The sequence below is a fragment of the Mesorhizobium sp. M1027 genome (assembly GCF_040318745.1).
Lineage (GTDB): Bacteria > Pseudomonadota > Alphaproteobacteria > Rhizobiales > Rhizobiaceae > Mesorhizobium.
On sequence record NZ_JAMYMW010000012.1, the window covers coordinates 76,826 to 94,983 of the forward strand.

23 protein-coding genes and 1 tRNA gene are annotated in these 18,158 nt (G+C 62.1%); 18 read left to right on the forward strand and 6 right to left on the reverse strand.

Annotation, left to right across the window (positions count from 1 at the left end; translation table 11 throughout):
- Positions 1-52 precede the first annotated feature (52 nt).
- The 7 genes from ribH (at position 53) to NKH50_RS22335 (ending at position 6,240) form a co-directional block, all read left to right on the forward strand.
- A complete protein-coding gene (gene ribH / locus NKH50_RS22305) occupies positions 53-547 on the forward strand; it encodes a 6,7-dimethyl-8-ribityllumazine synthase (protein ID WP_352477165.1) in 495 nt (164 codons plus the stop codon).
- Entirely contained in the window at positions 544-1,044 is a 501-nt protein-coding gene (gene nusB, locus NKH50_RS22310) for a transcription antitermination factor NusB (RefSeq protein WP_352456584.1), read from the forward strand. The genes ribH and nusB overlap by 4 nt, the downstream gene beginning before the upstream one ends.
- Positions 1,041-2,258, forward strand: a complete 1,218-nt coding sequence (locus NKH50_RS22315) for an MFS transporter (protein ID WP_352881032.1) — start codon at positions 1,041-1,043, stop codon at positions 2,256-2,258. The genes nusB and NKH50_RS22315 overlap by 4 nt, the downstream gene beginning before the upstream one ends.
- A 156-nt stretch (positions 2,259-2,414) precedes the next feature.
- Positions 2,415-3,326, forward strand: coding sequence for a glycine betaine ABC transporter substrate-binding protein OsmF (gene osmF, locus NKH50_RS22320; RefSeq protein WP_352477167.1), 912 nt, complete (start codon positions 2,415-2,417; stop codon positions 3,324-3,326).
- A 42-nt stretch (positions 3,327-3,368) separates the two neighbouring features.
- Entirely contained in the window at positions 3,369-4,544 is a 1,176-nt protein-coding gene (locus NKH50_RS22325) for an ABC transporter permease (protein ID WP_352881034.1), read from the forward strand.
- Complete coding sequence (locus NKH50_RS22330; protein ID WP_352477168.1) at positions 4,541-5,479, forward strand: ABC transporter ATP-binding protein; 939 nt, start codon at positions 4,541-4,543, stop codon at positions 5,477-5,479. The genes NKH50_RS22325 and NKH50_RS22330 overlap by 4 nt, the downstream gene beginning before the upstream one ends.
- The gene (locus NKH50_RS22335; RefSeq protein ID WP_352881037.1) at positions 5,476-6,240 is read left to right on the forward strand and encodes an ABC transporter permease; all 765 of its coding nucleotides are present in this window, start codon (positions 5,476-5,478) and stop codon (positions 6,238-6,240) included. Before NKH50_RS22330 ends, NKH50_RS22335 begins: the two co-directional genes overlap by 4 nt.
- A gap of 24 nt (positions 6,241-6,264) precedes the next feature.
- Here NKH50_RS22335 and NKH50_RS22340 read toward each other — a convergent pair whose 3' ends face one another.
- On the reverse strand, positions 6,265-6,498 hold the full coding sequence (locus NKH50_RS22340; RefSeq protein WP_352881038.1) for a hypothetical protein: 234 nt from the start codon (positions 6,496-6,498) through the stop codon (positions 6,265-6,267).
- A gap of 79 nt (positions 6,499-6,577) precedes the next feature.
- On the opposite strand from NKH50_RS22340, the gene NKH50_RS22345 reads away from it, so the two are divergent.
- Together NKH50_RS22345 and NKH50_RS22350 are read left to right on the forward strand one after the other, a co-directional pair.
- On the forward strand, positions 6,578-7,078 hold the full coding sequence (locus NKH50_RS22345; RefSeq protein ID WP_352881040.1) for a DUF2165 family protein: 501 nt from the start codon (positions 6,578-6,580) through the stop codon (positions 7,076-7,078).
- Between the two features lie 253 nt (positions 7,079-7,331).
- Entirely contained in the window at positions 7,332-9,473 is a 2,142-nt protein-coding gene (locus NKH50_RS22350; protein ID WP_352649987.1) for a sodium-translocating pyrophosphatase, read from the forward strand.
- Positions 9,474-9,601: 128 nt separating this feature from the next.
- Here NKH50_RS22350 and NKH50_RS22355 read toward each other — a convergent pair whose 3' ends face one another.
- Positions 9,602-10,129 (reverse strand): outer membrane protein assembly factor BamE, encoded by a 528-nt coding sequence (locus NKH50_RS22355; protein ID WP_352881042.1) that lies wholly within the window; start codon positions 10,127-10,129, stop codon positions 9,602-9,604.
- 114 nt (positions 10,130-10,243) lie between these two features.
- Between NKH50_RS22355 and NKH50_RS22360 the strand changes: the two genes are divergently transcribed.
- From NKH50_RS22360 to NKH50_RS22390, 7 genes are all read left to right on the forward strand, one after another.
- Positions 10,244-10,783, forward strand: coding sequence for a ubiquinol-cytochrome C chaperone family protein (locus NKH50_RS22360; protein WP_352881044.1), 540 nt, complete (start codon positions 10,244-10,246; stop codon positions 10,781-10,783).
- A gap of 41 nt (positions 10,784-10,824) precedes the next feature.
- Entirely contained in the window at positions 10,825-11,373 is a 549-nt protein-coding gene (locus NKH50_RS22365; RefSeq protein WP_352477174.1) for a YceD family protein, read from the forward strand.
- 123 nt (positions 11,374-11,496) lie between these two features.
- Positions 11,497-12,567, forward strand: a complete 1,071-nt coding sequence (gene plsX, locus NKH50_RS22370; protein ID WP_352477175.1) for a phosphate acyltransferase PlsX — start codon at positions 11,497-11,499, stop codon at positions 12,565-12,567.
- A 9-nt stretch (positions 12,568-12,576) separates the two neighbouring features.
- Positions 12,577-13,548 (forward strand): beta-ketoacyl-ACP synthase III, encoded by a 972-nt coding sequence (locus NKH50_RS22375; protein ID WP_352477176.1) that lies wholly within the window; start codon positions 12,577-12,579, stop codon positions 13,546-13,548.
- Positions 13,549-13,652: 104 nt separating this feature from the next.
- Positions 13,653-13,976 carry an integration host factor subunit alpha gene (locus tag NKH50_RS22380; protein ID WP_023717292.1) on the forward strand — a complete coding sequence of 108 codons (324 nt, stop codon included), beginning with the start codon at positions 13,653-13,655 and terminating at the stop codon, positions 13,974-13,976.
- Between the two features lie 244 nt (positions 13,977-14,220).
- Entirely contained in the window at positions 14,221-14,763 is a 543-nt protein-coding gene (locus NKH50_RS22385; RefSeq protein WP_254817568.1) for a MerR family transcriptional regulator, read from the forward strand.
- Between the two features lie 74 nt (positions 14,764-14,837).
- Positions 14,838-15,179: a hypothetical protein gene (locus NKH50_RS22390; RefSeq protein WP_352681616.1), complete on the forward strand. Its 342-nt coding sequence runs from the start codon at positions 14,838-14,840 to the stop codon at positions 15,177-15,179.
- Positions 15,180-15,305: 126 nt separating this feature from the next.
- Here the strand turns inward: NKH50_RS22390 and NKH50_RS22395 are convergent, their stop codons facing one another.
- Entirely contained in the window at positions 15,306-15,497 is a 192-nt protein-coding gene (locus NKH50_RS22395; protein ID WP_023674514.1) for a hypothetical protein, read from the reverse strand.
- A 317-nt stretch (positions 15,498-15,814) separates the two neighbouring features.
- On the opposite strand from NKH50_RS22395, the gene NKH50_RS22400 reads away from it, so the two are divergent.
- Positions 15,815-16,093 carry a helix-turn-helix domain-containing protein gene (locus tag NKH50_RS22400; RefSeq protein ID WP_023674515.1) on the forward strand — a complete coding sequence of 93 codons (279 nt, stop codon included), beginning with the start codon at positions 15,815-15,817 and terminating at the stop codon, positions 16,091-16,093.
- Between the two features lie 119 nt (positions 16,094-16,212).
- Positions 16,213-16,671 (forward strand): YbaK/EbsC family protein, encoded by a 459-nt coding sequence (locus NKH50_RS22405; protein ID WP_352622816.1) that lies wholly within the window; start codon positions 16,213-16,215, stop codon positions 16,669-16,671.
- A gap of 38 nt (positions 16,672-16,709) precedes the next feature.
- Here the strand turns inward: NKH50_RS22405 and NKH50_RS22410 are convergent, their stop codons facing one another.
- The 3 genes from NKH50_RS22410 to NKH50_RS22420 all read right to left on the reverse strand — a co-directional run bounded on the left by NKH50_RS22410 (position 16,710) and on the right by NKH50_RS22420 (position 18,150).
- Positions 16,710-16,904, reverse strand: coding sequence for a hypothetical protein (locus NKH50_RS22410; protein WP_352881048.1), 195 nt, complete (start codon positions 16,902-16,904; stop codon positions 16,710-16,712).
- 148 nt (positions 16,905-17,052) lie between these two features.
- The gene (locus NKH50_RS22415) at positions 17,053-17,286 is read right to left on the reverse strand and encodes a hypothetical protein (protein ID WP_352449320.1); all 234 of its coding nucleotides are present in this window, start codon (positions 17,284-17,286) and stop codon (positions 17,053-17,055) included.
- 787 nt (positions 17,287-18,073) lie between these two features.
- Positions 18,074-18,150 (reverse strand) — tRNA-Pro (locus tag NKH50_RS22420).
- Positions 18,151-18,158 lie beyond the last annotated feature (8 nt).

Here is an 18,158-nt window from a genome sequence, read left to right on the forward strand (position 1 = left end):
TTGCGATCAAACCGGCTTCGGCCTAAGTCACCGGCGATCCCCGGAGACATCTATGGCAGGCACATCCCAACACGGCAAAGCGTTCATCCGTCCGAAGAAGAAGGCACACCTTCTTGTCATCGAGGCGCGCTTTCACGACGATCTTGCCGACGCGCTGCTCGAAGGCGCGACCAGCGCGCTCGACGAAGCAGGCGCGACATACGATGTCGTCACCGTTCCTGGCTCGCTCGAAATCCCCGCCGTGATTTCCTTCGCGCTCGACGGTGCCTCCGAAGGCGGGACGAACTATGACGGTTTCGTCGCCCTCGGCACAGTCATCCGCGGCGACACCTATCATTTCGAGATCGTCGCCAATGAATCCAGCCGTGCCCTGATGGACCTGTCCGTGCAGGATTCGGTCTGTATCGGCAACGGCATCCTGACCACCGAAAACGACGAACAGGCGTGGACACGGGCCAGGCGTTCGGAAGGCGACAAGGGCGGCTTTGCGGCGCGTGCGGCGCTGACCATGATCGCTCTAAAGGAACAGCTGGGAGAGCGAACGTGAGCGAACCCGCTTCGCCCGGCCAGCCTGCGGTTCGCCATGCCAACAAGCGCGGTGCAGCCCGTTTGGCCGCTGTACAGGCGCTCTACCAGATGGACGTCGCCGGCAGCGGCGTGTTTGAGATCACCGCCGAATACGAGGCGTTCAGGCTCGGCAAGGAAGTCGACGGCGCGCTCTATCGCGAAGCCGATGCGCAATGGTTTCGCGCCATTCTTGCAGGCGTCGTCGAGCACCAGAAGACCATCGATCCGATCATCCGACAGGCACTGACCGAGGACTGGCCTCTGTCGAGGCTCGATTCCACATTGCGCGCCATATTGCGCGCCGGCGTCTACGAGCTGATGCAGCGCGAGGACGTGCCGGTGGCGGTCATCGTCTCCGAATATGTCGACATCGCCAAGGCATTTTACGAGGAAGACGAGCCGAAACTGGTCAATGCCGTGCTTGATCGCGTGTCGCGCCGGGTGCGCGGCGAGGGCCGCGGCAAGGACGCCTCATGACCGCCGTCGTGGCCGTTGAGGCGGGCAAGGAAGCGCGTCGCACCGCCTTCATCCTCGCAGCCTCGCAGGCGATCATCGGCTCGGCCGCACCCATCGCCATTTCCATGGGCGGATTGGCCGGGCAGTATCTGCTCGACGCTGACAAGTCGCTGGCAACTGCGCCGATCACCGGCTTCAATGTCGGCGTGGCACTCGGTTCCCTGCCGGCCGCGGCGATCATCCGCCGGCTCGGCCAGCGCGACGGCTTCATGACCGGAACGGCGGTGACAGCGCTTGGCGGCCTGATCGCCACGCTGGCGCTGTTTCATCCCAGCTTCTGGCTGTTCGCTTTCGGCTTGGCCGTGATCGGGATCGGGGGCGCCTTCGTCCAGCAATTCCGCTTTGCCGCCGCCGACAATGCTCCGCCTGAATTCAAGGCGCGTGCCATCTCCTTCGTGCTGGCCGGCGGCATCGTCACCGCCATACTCGGGCCGCAGATCGTCATCTTCACCGGCGATCTGTTCTCGCCGGTGAAGTTTGCCGGCTCGTTTGCGTCCATCCTGGTGCTGGCGGCGGTCGGCGCCGCCATTCTCTCTTTGTTGCGTATCCCAGCCAAGGCAACCGAGAAGGTGGAAATTTCCGACAGCGACGCCAGGCCGCTCTCAGAAATCGTCATCAGGCCACGCTTCGTCGCGGCGTTGTTTTGCGCCATCGGCAGCTACGCACTGATGAGCTTCGTGATGACCGGCGCGCCGCTGGCCATGGTCGGCTGCGGCCTTTCGACCGACGACGCCACGCTCGGCATTTCCTGGCACGTCATGGCGATGTTCGCGCCGAGCTTCTTCACGGGGTCGCTGATCCATCGTTTTGGCGCTGAACGGATCGTGGCTATCGGCCTGGTACTGCTCATTGGCTGCGGCATAGTCGCGCTGTCGGGGTTGGCACTGTGGCAGTTCTGGACGACGCTGATCCTGCTCGGCCTTGGCTGGAACTTCAGCTTCATCGGTGCCACCGCCATGGTGGCCGACAGCTACCAGCCATCCGAAAAAGGCAAGGTCCAGGGGTTCCACGATTTCGTCCTGTTCGGCTCCGTCGCCTTCGCCTCGCTGATGTCGGGCGCGGTCTACAATGCCTGGGGCTGGGAGATGCTGAACTGGATGATTTTCCCGGTCGTCGCGCTGTGCTTCGCGGCACTGGGCGTGTTGAAGATGACGGGCTTGCGGGCGGCCAACTGACGTCACGCTGTCGGGACGTCGCGGCAGCGGATTCACTCTCGGAACAAAATTATTGCGCCCATCCCCCCTCTTATGAAACCGTGTACCCCGACGGGGCATCGAAGCCATGCTCATATGCGGCAGCCGTATTCCGGTTCACAGCAAGGGATTTGTGAGATGTTTTCAATCAAGGTTCTGGCCGGCGCTGTACTAGCGCTCGGAATCACGTTTGCCTCGGCGAGTGCCCAGGTGGTGGTGTCGTCGAAGATCGACACCGAGGGCGGCGTGCTCGGCAATATCATCCAACTGGTGCTAAACGCCAATAATATCCAGACCACCGACCGTATCCAGCTCGGCGGCACGCCCGTGGTCCGCAAGGCGATTACAGCCGGCGAGATCGACATCTATCCGGAATACACCGGCAACGCCGCCTTCTTCTTCGAGAAGGCCGACGATCCGGTGTGGAAAGACGCCGCCAAGGCCTACGAGACTGCCAAGAAGCTCGACTACGACGCCAACAAGATCGTCTGGCTGTCACCGTCACCGGCCAATAACACCTGGGCGATCGCCCTGCGCAAGGAGGTCGCCGATACCAATAAGCTCGTCACCCTTTCCGACTTCGGCAAATATGTCTCGGGCGGCGGCAAGGTGGTGCTGGCGGCCTCAGCCGAGTTCGTCAATTCGGCGGCCGCGCTGCCCGCTTTCCAGAAGACCTATGGCTTCACGCTGAAGCCGGACCAGTTGATCACGCTGTCGGGCGGCGACACCGCGGCGACCATTGCCGCTGCGGCCAACCAGACCAACGGCGCCAACGCCGCCATGGTCTACGGCACAGACGGCGGCATCGCGCCCTCCGGCCTCGTCGTGCTTGAAGACGACAAGGGTGTGCAGCCGGTCTACCAGCCGGCGCCGATCATTCGCGAGGCGGTGCTGAAGGAGCATCCCGAAATCGAGACGCTGCTGAAGCCGGTCTTCGCCAAGCTCGATCTCGTCACGCTGCAGGAGTTGAATGGCCGCGTGCAGGTTGGCGGCGAGCCAGTCAAGGGCGTCGCTGAGGACTTTTTGAAAAAGAACGGCTTCCTGAAGTAAGGCGATTCCGGCGCTCCGCTTCAAGGTGCGCCGGATCGGCCGATGGGGGAGGGCGTGCGCATCCGGTTCGACAAGCTTGGCGTGGTCATCGCGGCGATATCGGCCTATGCGGCTTTCGCGGCGCCATTCGCCACCTTCCGCGCCAATCGCATCGTACCCGGCGAGGCGCGCTCGATCCTCGAATCTTTGCCCGCGGCGGTCGGTCCGCTATTGATGGCGATTGTTGTCGCAGCGGCGCTCATTGCGCTGCTGAAAACGCCGCTTGCTCTGCGCCTCGCCGCCAGTGTGGCTGCACTTGCGGCGCTGGCGCTGCTGATCGGCGTTGCCGGCAGCTTCCTGACGCCCGCCGGCAACACCTTCGCCCGTATCTCGCCGGCTTCGGGCTTCTGGCTGCTTATCTTCGCCTTCACCCTCCTGCTCGCCGACGTGCTTACAAGACTGAACTTGTCGCCGCAGGCACGGGTCGGCGTGCTTGTTGTCGCCGCAGCGGCGATCGGCCTGCTGCTCGTCTCGGGAAGCTGGAACAGCCTGTCGATCCTCAAGGAATATTTCAATCGCTCCGATAGTTTTTGGGCGGAAGGCTCCAAGCACATTACGTTGGCGCTGGGTTCACTGGCGGCTGCGGTGATTATCGGCCTGCCGCTCGGCATCCTCTGCCATCGCGTCGAGAAATTGCGGGCCGGCGTGCTCAACGTGCTGAACATCATCCAGACCATTCCTTCGATCGCGCTGTTCGGCCTCTTGATCGCGCCGCTCGGCTGGGTCGCTTCGCATGTGCCGGGTGTTGCTGCGCTCGGCATTCGCGGCATCGGCACAGCGCCGGCTTTCGTCGCCCTGTTCCTCTATTCGCTGCTGCCGGTGGTGGCCAATACCGTGGTCGGCCTTGCCGGTGTGCCGCGTGCCGCCAACGACGCAGCGCGCGGCATGGGCATGACCGACCGCCAGCGGCTGTTCGGCGTCGAGTTTCCGCTCGCCTTCCCGGTGATCCTCACCGGCATCCGCATCGTGCTGGTGCAGAATATCGGCCTCGCCACGATTGCCGCGTTGATCGGCGGCGGCGGCTTTGGCGTGTTCGTGTTCCAGGGCGTCGGTCAGACGGCGATGGACCTGGTGCTGCTCGGCGCCGTGCCGACGGTGGCGCTGGCCTTCGCCGCCGCCATCATCCTCGATGCAGTGATCGAAATGAGCGCCACCAAGCGCAGGGTTGAAACGGCATGATCGAGATCGAAGGCATCACCAAGCGCTACGGCGAGACGACAGTCGTCAACGACGTGTCGATGGTAATCGAGCCGCGCAGCATCGCCGTCATCGTCGGCACCTCCGGCTCCGGCAAGACGACGCTGCTTCGCATGATAAACCGGCTGGTCGAGCCGACATCGGGCGTGATCAAGCTCGACGGCGTCGACAACCGCTCGGTGCCGGATTATGAGCTGCGCCGCAGCATAGGCTATGCCATCCAGGGCCACGGCCTGTTTCCGCATCGCACGGTGGCGCAGAACATCGCCACTGTGCCGGTATTGCTCGGCTGGGACGCCAACCGCATCAAGGCCCGCGTCGACGAACTGATGACGCTATACCAGCTCGACCCGCAAGACTACGGGCCACGCTATCCGCACGAGCTTTCCGGCGGCCAGCAGCAGCGCGTCGGCGTCGCTCGGGCGCTTGCCGCGGAACCCAACGTGCTGTTGATGGATGAGCCGTTCGGGGCGCTCGATCCGATCATCCGCAACAAGGCGCAGGAGGATCTGCTGGCAATCCAGAAGCGCTTCGGCACCACCATCATCCTGGTCACCCATGACATGGAAGAGGCCGTTCACATGGGCGACAAGATCGCCGTGATGGACGGCGGCAAAGTGGTGCAATATGCCGAGCCGGCCGAAATACTGGCGAGACCCGCCAGCGCGTTTGTCGAAACCTTGGTAGGTGCCAGCGAAAAACCGTTCCGGCTGTTGTCGCTTGGCCGGGTCCGCGACGCGGTGGAAAACGGCACCGCCGAAGGCGAGGCGATCCCCGGTGACGCCAGCCAGCGCGACGCGCTCGCCGAACTCCTGTGGTCGGGCCGCCCTGCGCTGCCGGTGACAGATACCGACGGCAAGCCGCTTGGCCGCGTCACGGTGGACGGACTGGTTAAGCGCGCGGCGAGACCGGCATGAAAGAGGCTGGCTTAAAGGCTTGGCTTCCATCACTGCTCAGGCTTGCCCTGGTGGTGCTGCTTATCGCCTTCGTCACCAATCCCGGCTGGTTCGAACCGCTGCTGAAGCCGCTGACAGAGAACAATGCGCCGGTAATCTACAATCAGGGCAGCCTGTTGACGCTGACGATGCTGCATCTGCGGACCGTGCTGATCGCGACGGTTGCCGCGACGATCGTTGCGGTCGCGCTCGCCATTCTGGTCACCAGGCCAGCCGGCGCCGAATTCCTGCCGCTGTCGCGCAGCCTGGTCAATATAGGCCAGACCTTTCCACCGGTAGCGGTGCTGGCGCTTGCCGTGCCGGCGGTCGGCTTCGGCGAAAAGCCGACGCTGATTGCGCTGTTTCTCTATGGCCTGCTGCCGATCTTCGAGAACGCGCTGACCGGCCTGACCACGCTGCCGGCCAACGTCGTCGAGGCGGCGCGTGGCGCCGGCATGACTGGCTGGCAAAGGCTGGTCAAGGTCGAGCTGCCGCTCAGCGCGCCGATCATTCTCGGCGGTATCCGGCTATCGGTGGTGATCAGCCTTGCCACCGCGACCATCGGCTCGACAGTCGCGGCGAGGACATTGGGCGAGGTGATCATCGCCGGCCTACTGTCGAACAACCTCGCCTTCATCCTGCAGGGCGGCCTGATCGTCGCCGCCCTTGCCGTACTGATCTATGACGGGCTGTCGGCGATCGAGCGCTACACAGCGCGGCGCATGGGACGCGAGGCGGAGTAAGCCTCCGAGCGAGCTTCGTTCCGTTCAGCGGCCGATCGAACGCGCCGGATGATCAAGCGTCAGTTCGAGCGCCATACCCGTCCCGCTGGCGATCCAGCGGCGGCGGGTGACGGCGAAATCATGCTGTGTACCGGCTCTAACCACAGAGACCAAGTCGCCCACAGCGCAATCACTCTCGAGATCGAGGGCTTCGACAGTCTCGGCAATGTCTTGCTTGCCGGCATAATGTCTTGCAATGGCTGTGAGTACGATGATCACTGGGCCACCCGTTGCGCGATCTTCGGGACTCGGCGATTGATGAGTGCGATGCCCCGATCTTTCAGCAGGAGTTCTTGCCATGACCGCGCGTTTCTCCAAGATCGTCATGTGTTTGTGTCTGGCGGCTTTCGCCTTCCTCGTCGCCTTTGGCAACATCACCGATTACGGCTCAAACTTCGCCTTTGTCCAGCATGTGCTGAGCATGGACACGACCTTTCCCGGCAACGCACTGATGTACCGCTCGATCACCAACCCGGCCTTGTGGACGGCAGGCTACTGGCTGATCATCCTTGGCGAGGCGCTGACCTGCCTGCTCTACCTGATCGCCGCCTGGCAACTTTGGCAGGCGCGCAACGCCAGCGGACAGGCTTTCAACGATGCCAAGAAGTTCGCCATCATTGCCGCCACAATGGGCTTTCTCGTTTGGTGTTTCGGTTTCATGGTCGTTGGCGGCGAGTGGTTTGCCATGTGGCAGTCTTCGACATGGAACGGTCAGGAGGCGGCGTTCAAATTTTACATGACCATGCTGGTGGTGCTGGTCTTCGTCGTCCAGCCGGATGGCGACCCGCGCAAAGCTTGACGGCCCTTCGTCGATTTCAATCGATCTAACCGGATGGCGGTGTCGACAGGCGCACTGCCGTCCAGCCTTTTGGACGAAACCCGGGATCTTTTGGGCGAAAGCCGGACAAGAACCGAACAATATCTTGACGTTCCGAGCCCTGTTTCGCATAAGCCGCTGCGAAGGGACGGATTCCGGTTGCGGAAAATTCGTCCCCTGTCTCAACGGCCCGGGGAGGGGTTCTTTTGGGCCACCAATCGAGGAAAATTCGGCAATGACCATAATTTCAGCTGTCATCGCCTGCGGTCTGCTTTCAGTCCTTTACGCCATCTGGGCGACACGTTCGGTTCTCGCGGCCGATCAGGGCAATGCACGCATGCAGGAAATTTCCGCGGCCATCCGCGAAGGCGCGCAGGCTTATCTGGCGCGCCAGTACACCACCATCGCCATCGTCGGCGTCGTGGTCCTGCTGCTCGCCTGGTGGCTGCTTTCGATTACCGCCGCCATCGGCTTCCTGATCGGCGCCGTTCTGTCGGGTGCCGCTGGCTTCATCGGCATGCACGTCTCGGTGCGGGCCAATGTGCGCACCGCGCAGGCGGCTTCCAACAGCCTCGCTGCCGGCCTCGAGATCGCCTTCAAGTCGGGCGCCATCACTGGCATGCTGGTTGCTGGCCTGGCCCTTCTCGGCGTCTCCATCTACTACCTGATCCTGACCCAGTTCATGGGTCTGCAGCCAAACGATCGCGTCGTCATCGACTCGCTTGTTTCGCTCGGCTTCGGCGCCTCGCTTATCTCGATCTTCGCCCGTCTCGGCGGCGGCATCTTCACTAAAGGCGCCGACGTCGGCGGGGATCTCGTCGGCAAGGTTGAGGCCGGCATTCCCGAAGACGATCCACGCAATCCGGCCACCATTGCCGACAATGTCGGCGACAATGTCGGCGATTGCGCCGGCATGGCGGCCGACCTGTTCGAGACCTATGCAGTGACCGTGGTCGCCACCATGGTCCTGGCCGCCATCTTCTTCGGTGGCACCGCCGTTCTCGGCGCGGCCATGCTCTATCCGCTGGCCATCTGCGGTGCCTGCATCCTCACCTCGATCGTCGGCACCTTCTTCGTCAAGCTTGGTTCCAGCGGCTCGATCATGGGCGCGCTCTACAAGGGCCTGATCGTCACCGGGCTGCTGTCGATTGTCGGCCTTGCCGTAGCCACTTCGGCATGTATCGGCTGGGGGGAGATCGGCACCGTCGCCGGCATGGCTATTACCGGCACGAACCTGTTCATCTGCGGTCTTGTCGGCCTTGCGGTGACCGGCCTCATCGTGGTGATCACCGAATATTATACCGGCACCAACAAGCGTCCGGTGAACTCCATCGCCCAGGCCTCGGTCACCGGTCACGGCACCAACGTCATCCAGGGCCTCGCGGTCTCGCTGGAAGCGACGGCGTTGCCGGCGATCGTCATAGTCGGCGGCATCATCTCGACATACCAGCTTGCCGGCCTCTACGGTACGGCGATCGCGGTGACGACGATGCTCGGCCTCGCCGGCATGATCGTCGCGCTCGATGCCTTCGGCCCGGTTACCGACAATGCCGGCGGCATTGCCGAAATGGCCGGCCTGCCCAAGGAAGTGCGCCAGTCAACCGACGCGCTCGACGCGGTCGGCAACACCACCAAGGCGGTAACCAAGGGCTACGCTATCGGCTCGGCCGGCCTCGGCGCGCTGGTGCTGTTCGCGGCCTACTCTAACGACCTGAAGTTCTTTGCCGCCAGTGGCGACAAATACCCCTACTTCCAGGGTATGGGCGACGTCTCCTTCGACCTCTCCAATCCTTACGTCGTCGCCGGCCTGATCTTCGGCGGCCTGATCCCGTATCTGTTCGGCGGCATCGCCATGACCGCCGTCGGGCGCGCCGCGGGCGCTATCGTCCAGGAGGTGCGCAAGCAGTTCCGCGAGGATCCGGGCATCATGGCCGGCACCTCGAAGCCGAACTATGCGCGCGCCGTCGACCTTCTGACCAAGGCAGCGATCCGGGAGATGATCGTTCCGTCATTGTTGCCGGTGCTGGCGCCGCTGGTCGTCTATTTCGGCGTCCTCCTGATCTCCGGTTCGAAGGCATCCGCCTTTGCCGCCCTCGGTGCCTCGCTGCTCGGTGTCATCGTCAACGGCCTTTTCGTTGCCATTTCGATGACCTCCGGCGGTGGTGCCTGGGACAACGCCAAGAAGTCGTTCGAAGATGGTTTTGTCGACAAGGACGGCGTCAAGCATATGAAGGGCTCCGAAGCGCACAAGGCTTCGGTGACCGGCGATACGGTCGGCGACCCCTACAAGGATACTGCCGGCCCGGCGGTCAACCCGGCGATCAAGATCACCAACATCGTCGCGCTGCTGTTGCTGGCCGTTCTCGCGCACGGCTAAGCTCGGTCGCTACGACCTTAAGACAAAAACCCGCGGGATCGCTCCCGCGGGTTTTTCATTGCCTGAGATGTGCCGCTTCCGGGGAGGGAAGTAAAAGGAAAGAAGGAGCCGACCTCCGCCGGAATGGATCAGGTGCCGCCGAGCGTGCTGCCGCCGCCGCCGCCGGGAATACCGGGCGCCAGCTTGCTGGCGCCATTTATGATCTGGCTGAGGAAGTTCTGGTCCTTGCCGCCGGTCGGCGTGGTGCGCGAGATGAAGTCGAACACTTTGCCGTCCTTCAACCCGTAATTGGCTATCTGCGTGACGCGCCCGTCATCGCCGAAATAGACTGCCAGTACATGCTGGTCGACCAGCCGCGGCTTGTCGAAGGCGACGTAGCGCTTGCGCGTCTGCGAAATGTAATAAAAGGCCTCGTTGTCGAAGGTCGCTTTCGTCGAGGGAGTGCCGAGCGCCAGCAGCACCTGTTCGCGGCTTGAGCCGACCGGCACCAGGTCGATCGCCTGCTGGTCGATGACGTAGCCTTGCGTCAGCGTCTCGCTCGGATTGAGATCGCCGATCATCTTGGACGAATTGCAGGCGGAAAGCGCCGCAGCGATCACCAGTAGCGAAACCGCACCGGCGGGCAGGAAAGTCGACTTGAATTTCAGCGCGCGCAACTACAACTCCATAAGCTGGCCGCAACTTGCGCTGGGCCGCAAAACCGGTAAACCAGCTTGCTTGCCGATGCAACAAGGCCACTTCAACAAACGGTCCCGGGAGACCACCCTCAAATGTTCCAGCGCCTCTTTGGCCGCGAACGACATGCCAACCGCGCCATCACCGAGGCGCTTTACGCACAAATCGTGGCGGCGGCGCGGCAAACGGTGTTTTATTCCGCCTGGAACGTGCCGGACACGCCGCTCGGCCGCTTCGAGATGCTGTCGTTGCACATGTTCCTGTTCCAGCACCGGTTGCGCGGCGAGGGTGGTGCGGCGGCAGAGGTTGCGCAGGTGCTGATCGACGAGTTCTTCATGGATGTCGAACATTCGTTGCGGGAATTGGGCATTGGCGACGTCGGCGTGCCGAAGCGCATGCGGAAACTGGCGAAGATGTTCTACGGCCGCACCGCCGCCTATGACGATGCACTGCAACGAAATGACCATGATGCACTTGCCGGCGCCCTTGCCCGCAATGTCAGGCCCGATGCCGGCGCCTGGCCGCAAGCGTCGCAACTGGCACTCTATGCCGCCGATGCATCCAGGCAACTCACGGAACAGCCGACCGAATCGATCGTTTCCGGCACGGTGGTATTTCCCGTGGCCAACGCTTGAGCGGCGGCAGGCCGAATGAAGATGGCGAAGTGGAGGCGAACATGAAACGTCCTGATATCCACAGCCCAGTGTCATTCCGGGCAAATGTCGCTCGGCTGCCGCAAAAGGGGCTGCCGGTGGTGATCGATGCCGACGCCGGGCAGCGCGCCCTGCTGGCCGCCGAGCACGAACTGCTTTCGGTAGAAAACTATCGCGCCGAACTCCTGGTCGAGCCCTGGAAGCGCAACGGGGTGAAAGTCAGCGGCCATGTCGAGGCCGATGTAACGCAGGCCTGCATCGTCACCCTCGACCCGGTCAAGGCGCATATCGACGAGCCGGTCGAAGCGCTGTTCCTGCCGGAGCAATCCAAGCTCGGCCGGCAAGGTTTCGACGGCGGCGGTGAGATCCTGCTCGACGCCGAAGGGCCGGACAGCCCGGAGACCTTTTCCGGCGACGCCATCGACGTCGGGGCGCTTGCCGAACAGTTCTTTGGCTTGGCGATCGATCCCTATCCGCGCAAGCCCGGTGTGTCGCTGGAGGCCGCCGGCGATGCCGAGCCTGTGGAGAATGAATTCCAGCAAAAGCTCAGATCACTGTTGGGAAAATCCTGATAGCTGATCCAATTTGAGAAAAGTTGGTTGTGCGGCAGCCCAAAACCGTTATTTTCGCCGAACCTTCGCGAGCCCCGTACCTTGGCAAGCCCGCTGGCCAAGCAACCGTGAGATGAACACCGCGTGATCAGGATTTCCATCGATGCCATGGGCGGCGATCACGGGCCAAGCGTGGTCATCCCGGCGCTCATGACTGTCGCCACCCGCCGTCCGGACATACGCTTCGTCATTTATGGGCGCGAAGAAGTGGTACGGCCCGAACTCGCCAAATTCCCCAAGCTGGCGGACGTGAGCGAGTTCATCCACTGCGAGATCGCAGTCCGGATGGACGACAAGCCGAGCCAGGCGCTGCGCCATGGTCGATGGAAATCATCGATGTGGAAGGCCGTCGAGGCGGTCAAGGCAGGCACTGCCGACGCCTGCATCTCAGCCGGCAATACCGGGGCGCTGATGGCAATGTCCAGGTTCTGCCTTCGCACCATGGCGACCATCGATCGCCCGGCAATCGCAGCGCTCTGGCCGACATTGCGCGGCGAAAGCGTGGTGCTGGACGTCGGCGCCACCATCGGGGCGGATGCGCATCAACTGGTTGATTTTGCCATTCTGGGCACCGGCATGGCGCGCTCGGTTTTCGGCATCGAACGGCCTAGCGTCGGCCTGCTCAATGTCGGCGTCGAGGAGATCAAGGGTCAGGAGGAGGTCAAGGAGGCGGGCCGCATGCTTCGCGAGGCCAACATGGCCTCGATGAACTACCATGGCTTTGTCGAGGGTGACGACATCGGCAAGGGCAGTGTCGACGTCGTCGTTACCGAAGGATTTGCCGGCAACATCGCGCTGAAGACGGCGGAAGGCACGGTCAGGCAGATCGCCGGCTATCTGCGCGCGGCGATGAACCGGACGCTGATGGCCAGGATCGGCTATATCTTCGCGAAGACCGCCTTCAATCGCCTGCGCGAGAAGATGGATGTCGGCCGCTCCAATGGCGGCGTCTTCCTCGGGTTGAACGGCATCGTGGTGAAAAGCCATGGCGGGGCTGATTCGGATGGCTTTGCGGCGGCGATCGAGCTTGGCTACGACATGGTACGCAACAATCTGCTTGACCGCATCGAAGCCGATCTCGACCTGTTCCATGCTCGCAATCCGAATGCCCAGACAATCCGGAAATCCGACGTCGTCATCGACGCAAAGGAATAGGAAAGAGCATTGATCAGATCAGTCGTGCGCGGCACGGGCGCCGCGCTGCCCCGCCGCATTATGAAGAATGCCGATTTCGAAGGCATGGTCGAGACGTCGGACGAGTGGATCGTCCAGCGCACCGGTATTCGCCAGCGCCACATCGCGGCCGACGACGAGACGACGGCCTCGCTGGGCGAGGCGGCGGCGCGCGCAGCCCTCGACAGCGCCGGCCTGATGGCGGACGACATCGACCTGATCGTGCTGGCGACCTCGACGCCCAACAACACCTTTCCCGCGACCGCGGTCGAGATCCAGAACCGGCTCGGCATGCACCACGGTTTTGCCTTCGACCTGCAGGCGGTTTGCTCCGGCTTCGTCTATGCAGTGACGACCGCCGACCTCTATATCCGCGGCGGCTTGGCCAGACGGGTGCTGGTGATCGGCTCGGAAACATTTTCGCGCATTCTCGACTGGAACGACCGCTCGACCTGCGTTTTGTTCGGCGACGGCGCCGGCGCGATGGTGCTGGAAGCAGGCACGGGAGCAGGCGGCATCGCCGACCGTGGCGTTCTGGCGGCCAGCCTGCGCTCCGACGGCATCCACAAGGACAAGCTTTTCGTCGACGGTGGGCCGTCGACCACCGGAACCGTCGGGCACCTCAGGATGGAAGGCCGCGAAGTGTTCAAGCATGCGGTCGGCATGATCACCGACGTCATCGAGGCGACGTTCGCACAGGCCGGCATCAGCGCCGCCGATCTCGACTGGTTCGTGCCGCATCAAGCCAATAAACGAATTATTGACGCTTCGGCCAAAAAGCTCGGGATAGAGGAGCGGAAGGTGGTGGTGACCGTCGATCTGCACGGTAACACCTCCGCTGCTTCCGTGCCGCTGGCACTGTCCGCGGCCGTCGCCGACGGTCGCATCAAAAAGGGTGACCTGGTGCTGCTTGAGGCGATGGGCGGCGGCTTCACCTGGGGCGCCGTCCTGCTCCGCTGGTAAGTGCCGAACTATCGGGTTCGGGTCCTTGACCTTGACGGATCAATTACTTAGGTTCTGCCGTTGCTTGTATCGATTTATGTTTTTGAGCTGATGGGACGGTTCGTATGGGGGGAAAGACACTTACGCGCGCCGACCTCGCCGAAGCCGTTTACCGCAAGGTTGGGCTGTCGCGTACTGAATCGGCCGAGCTTGTCGAGGCGGTGCTGAATGAGATCTGCGAGGCGATCGTTCGCGGCGAGACGGTGAAGCTGTCGTCCTTCGCGACCTTCCACGTGCGCTCCAAAAACGAGCGCATCGGGCGCAATCCCAAGACCGGTGAGGAAGTACCGATCCTGCCGCGCCGGGTGATGACCTTCAAGTCGTCGAATGTGCTGAAGAACCGTATCCTGCGCTCCCATCAAAACAGCAAAGCCAAGGGCAGCAAGTAGACGCCCGATCCACTTTGCCGAGAATCATGCTCCAGGCTTCGGTTGAAAAACGAGCCCTGCTTTTGCGCCGGGCTTGAATATTGTTTCATAAACCGCTGAAATAAGATGCGATTCGGTAGGCCGGATCGGTATTTGGGTGTGATCCGTTCCGGCGGGACGGAAAGCTGCTTTCTTTGTTAAGCGTGATGTCCCCCGAACCCGGTTCCCGCCTTTCGCGATCATGCTCTAGCGTGAGGATTCGTCCATGGACAAGAGCCCTGATGCTTTCCGCACCATCAGCGAGGTCGCGGAGGATCTGGATTTGCCGCAGCACGTGCTGCGCTTCTGGGAGACGCGTTTCAACCAGATCAAGCCGATGAAGCGCGGCGGCGGCCGCCGCTACTACCGTCCGCAGGACGTCGAACTGATCAAGGGTATTCGCCATATGCTCTACGATCAGGGCTATACGATCAAGGGCGTGCAGAAGCTGTTGCGCGAGAACGGCAACCAGTTTCTGATCGCCGTCGGCAATGGCGACATGGCGGCGGTCGAGGCGATCTCGCAGCGCCGACAGGCCGACACGGTACCGCTGACGCAAGCGGCGCAGCCGCGCGGCCCGGACGACGAAATGCTGGTCGGCCAGCCGAGGGTGAAACCCAGCCGTCGTTTTTTCGGCATCGGCAAGACCGACGAGGAAGGTCCGGTTCCGCCGGACACGTCAAAACTTTCCCGTGACAATCGCGCATTGCTGCAGGAGGCGCTGTTTGACCTCCTGGAATGCAAGCGCCTGCTCGATCAGGTTCGCTAGAGCCCGCCGGGCTGACCGGAACGGTCTTGAGGGTCATGCGTTAGGCTTCCTTCTACAGATGAAGGAAGCACGTCATGGCATCGCTTTCGAGCATCTCCGACACCGATCTGAACAAGCAGGTCGCGGCCTTGGCCAGGGAACTGGCCACCTTGAAGAAAGCCGTGTTGAAGCAGGGCGGCGCCTTTTACGAAGACGGGCGCGATACCGCGTCGGATTATTATTCGGATATCACTGAGCGCCTCGGCGACGCCTTGCCGGCAATCAGAAGGCAAGGCCGGGCGATCGAGAAGACCGCCCGAGATCACCCGGCGACGGCGGCCGCTGTCGGGCTGGTTCTGGTCGGGCTCGTCGCCAGTCTGTTCCTCGGCGGCCGGCAGCAACAAGCACCGCGAGCGCGTTCAAGATCGGCACGTTGAGATAAGCAAATGGCGGTGGTCAGCGGACCGCCGCCATTTTTCGCCGACACGGAAAGCCCGGCAAGCGCGCCGCCCTTGATCAAGCACCAGAACGCCTGATTGCGGGTTGTTCGCCCGAGGGTGTTTTCAGTACTTCTTCGCCACAACCTTCTTGTGATGGTGGCGGTAGTGGTGGACGCGGTGATGGTAGTGATGGCGGTGATGCTTCTTGACGGTGGTGTGCATCGTCGTTGCATTCGCGCTGCTTGCGCCGATGATCGGCATCGAGAGGGCAAGTGCGATTGCAAGTCCAAGGGCGGAGAGAAGAGGCTTCTTCATGACATCGTTTCCTTTTTGCGCAGGCGGAATTTGAGCGTCACTGATTCAGGTCGGTGACTCGAGCGCTGCGGTTGGGACTATCGCCTTGGAGTTTTTCGGCAGTTTTTCCGGCCTGTAGAATTTTGTTTCCGAAGTGTGTCTGCTGACGATCCGGCCAGATGTCGGCGCGCCGGCATCCGCCATTCATTCCGGCGTCGGTTCACGATGCCGTGACGCTATCTTTGATGCTTGGCAAATCACCGGCGAGCGGGCATTCTCCCGATCGTCTCAGGCAACAACATGATTTGATCTAACTCTTTCATCCCACGGAGTTGCCAATGCCCCAAATAGCAAAACGCGAACCTTACTCCGAACTGGCGGCGAGCGCGGTTACGCCTGAACGCAGTGCCGTCCGAACCGCCCGGGAAGCCCGTGGATACAGCATCGAAGAGCTGTCCCTGGCGTGCGGGCTGGCAGCCTATGAGATTGCCGACATTGAAAGCGGCAAGGATGCCGATCCCTCGAAACGTCGGCGTATTGCCTCCGCGCTTCAACTTCCGGAAAGCGCTCTGTTTGACGAAGCCGTGTTGCCTGCCAAAAGGCGATCCGTGTCGTAGCGACCTGCCATGCTTTTATTCCACGAACTCGCCATGGGTTCCCCTGGGGGGCTTCGTTTTTTCGGCCACGTAGTGGACTTGCCGGCCGCCACGGCGACGCCAGACGGAAATTGCTGGAGATGAGCCTCGAATCCGTTCGCGCCTTTTTCGCCGCACACGCGCCCGACATTGAAGTCATCGTCACGGAGGCAAGCTCGGCGACGGTGCCTCTGGCCGCCGAAGCGCATGGCGTAGCGCCGGCGCAGATTGCCAAGACGATCTGCTTGCGCGCCGGCGACCAGACGATGCTGATCGTGGCCAGCGGGATCTCCAGGCTGGACAATCGCAAATTCAAGGACCGGTTTGGTGGCAAGGCGCGAATGCTGGACGCCGAGCAGGTGCTCGCCGCGACCGATCATCCCGTCGGTGGGGTGTGCCCGTTCGGCCTACCGGCGCCGCTCCCGGTCTACTGCGACATCTCGCTGCGCGCCTTTGACGAGGTCGTCCCGGCGGCAGGCGCGACGAATGCCGCCGTACGGCTCAGCCCGCAACGCCTGGCCGAACTCGTCGACGCCGAGTGGGTGGATGTGTGCCAGTAGCCATTTATCCGGGTCGTGGGATCCGCTGAGCGTTACCGCTACTCGGTCTTCTGTGGCTCTTCTTTCTTGATCGTCTGAGCGTCCGTGACAGTCGACATATCGGCCTTCTCGACGCTTGCTGTCTTCGTCTGCGTGTCGACCGATGCCTGGACCTTGGAATGCGCGTGGCAATCTGCAGAGGCAGCTGATATGGACATGGTCAGTGCCGCGGCTATTGCGAGGAATGTCTTCATGATCATTCTCCTCTTTCGTTCGATGGGTAAAGTTAGCCCGCCTGGCACCGACCGCAAAATCACATTTGTTCACAACGCGCTCCTGCGCACACGGAAGCCGACGCTGGGCCAGTAATTCAAATGGTTGCGCGGATAGCCGCTTGCCGTATCAAAGCCCACTGGCTCCGGCCGGAGGATTTTTGGCGTTAAAGATCTCGCCGCTCAGAGCCAGTCTCAAATCTTCGGCGCTGAGCTGACCACTTTCAAATAAATCCATCACCCTGCGGCCGAGCAGTTCTCTGCCTGGATCTCCATCAGCGAGGCCTAGTTCACGGCATCGGGCATCGAGTGCCTTGGTCAACATGGTCAGATCGGCAGGACAGGCAACCCCTTGAAGCGACATTGCATCTCTCCCGGAAAGGGCGAAAGCGCGTGGCATCTTCGAAGCGTCCGCTCGCCCTTACAACTGCGGACGACGGCAATTCAACTACAGCCAACCTTTTTCGAACTCAACATTCAAACGTACCAAAACGCCGCGCGCTCCAATGCCAGGATCCTGCTACAATACGGTATGGCCGTCCGAATAGCGGTTGTCCTCGCGCTTCTTTTCGCCTTCGCCTACGGTTTCGCAAAACTCGCGGAACATTATGGCAGCGTTGGCGACAGGCCCTCTCCGTGTGAAGAATTGCCCTATCCTGATTGTCCTGACCAAAAAGCTCCTCCCCGGGAAGAAACTGAGCCTTGAGCGCGCGCCTGCTCAGGCCGGGCCAGCCGTCGGGATTGAATTAGTTCTTTCCAACCGACGGTTGGTGGACGCATTGCAGCTGATGCGCCTAGGGTTCACTACGATCCGCGCGCACCGGGCATGCCCAACCCCCGAGTCACCCCTGCCTGATGCAAGGCGCCTGATCGAGTCCCGCCGTTCTGGCATGTGCGGCGGGACCTTTTCTTATTGAAGCTGGAATACGGGCTCACGATAAAGGTTGGCGTACGCAGCAAAGCTTACTAGCCATTACCGCGCGGGTTCTCGGTGGGCTTCTGGCTAGACGCCAGCCTCCGTGCCTCGCGCACGAGTGATGCGTGATCGATTCTTCGATGAGATCACGCCTGCGTATGTCGCGCTGGCTGCAGTGCGGCTATTGTCTGTACAGCCAGTTTGGGGGAAAACTGGCTAAGCCTTTGGATTTTAATGGTCGGAGTGGCCGGATTCGAACCGACGACCCCTTGACCCCCAGTCAAGTGCGCTACCGGGCTGCGCTACACTCCGGACCGGTC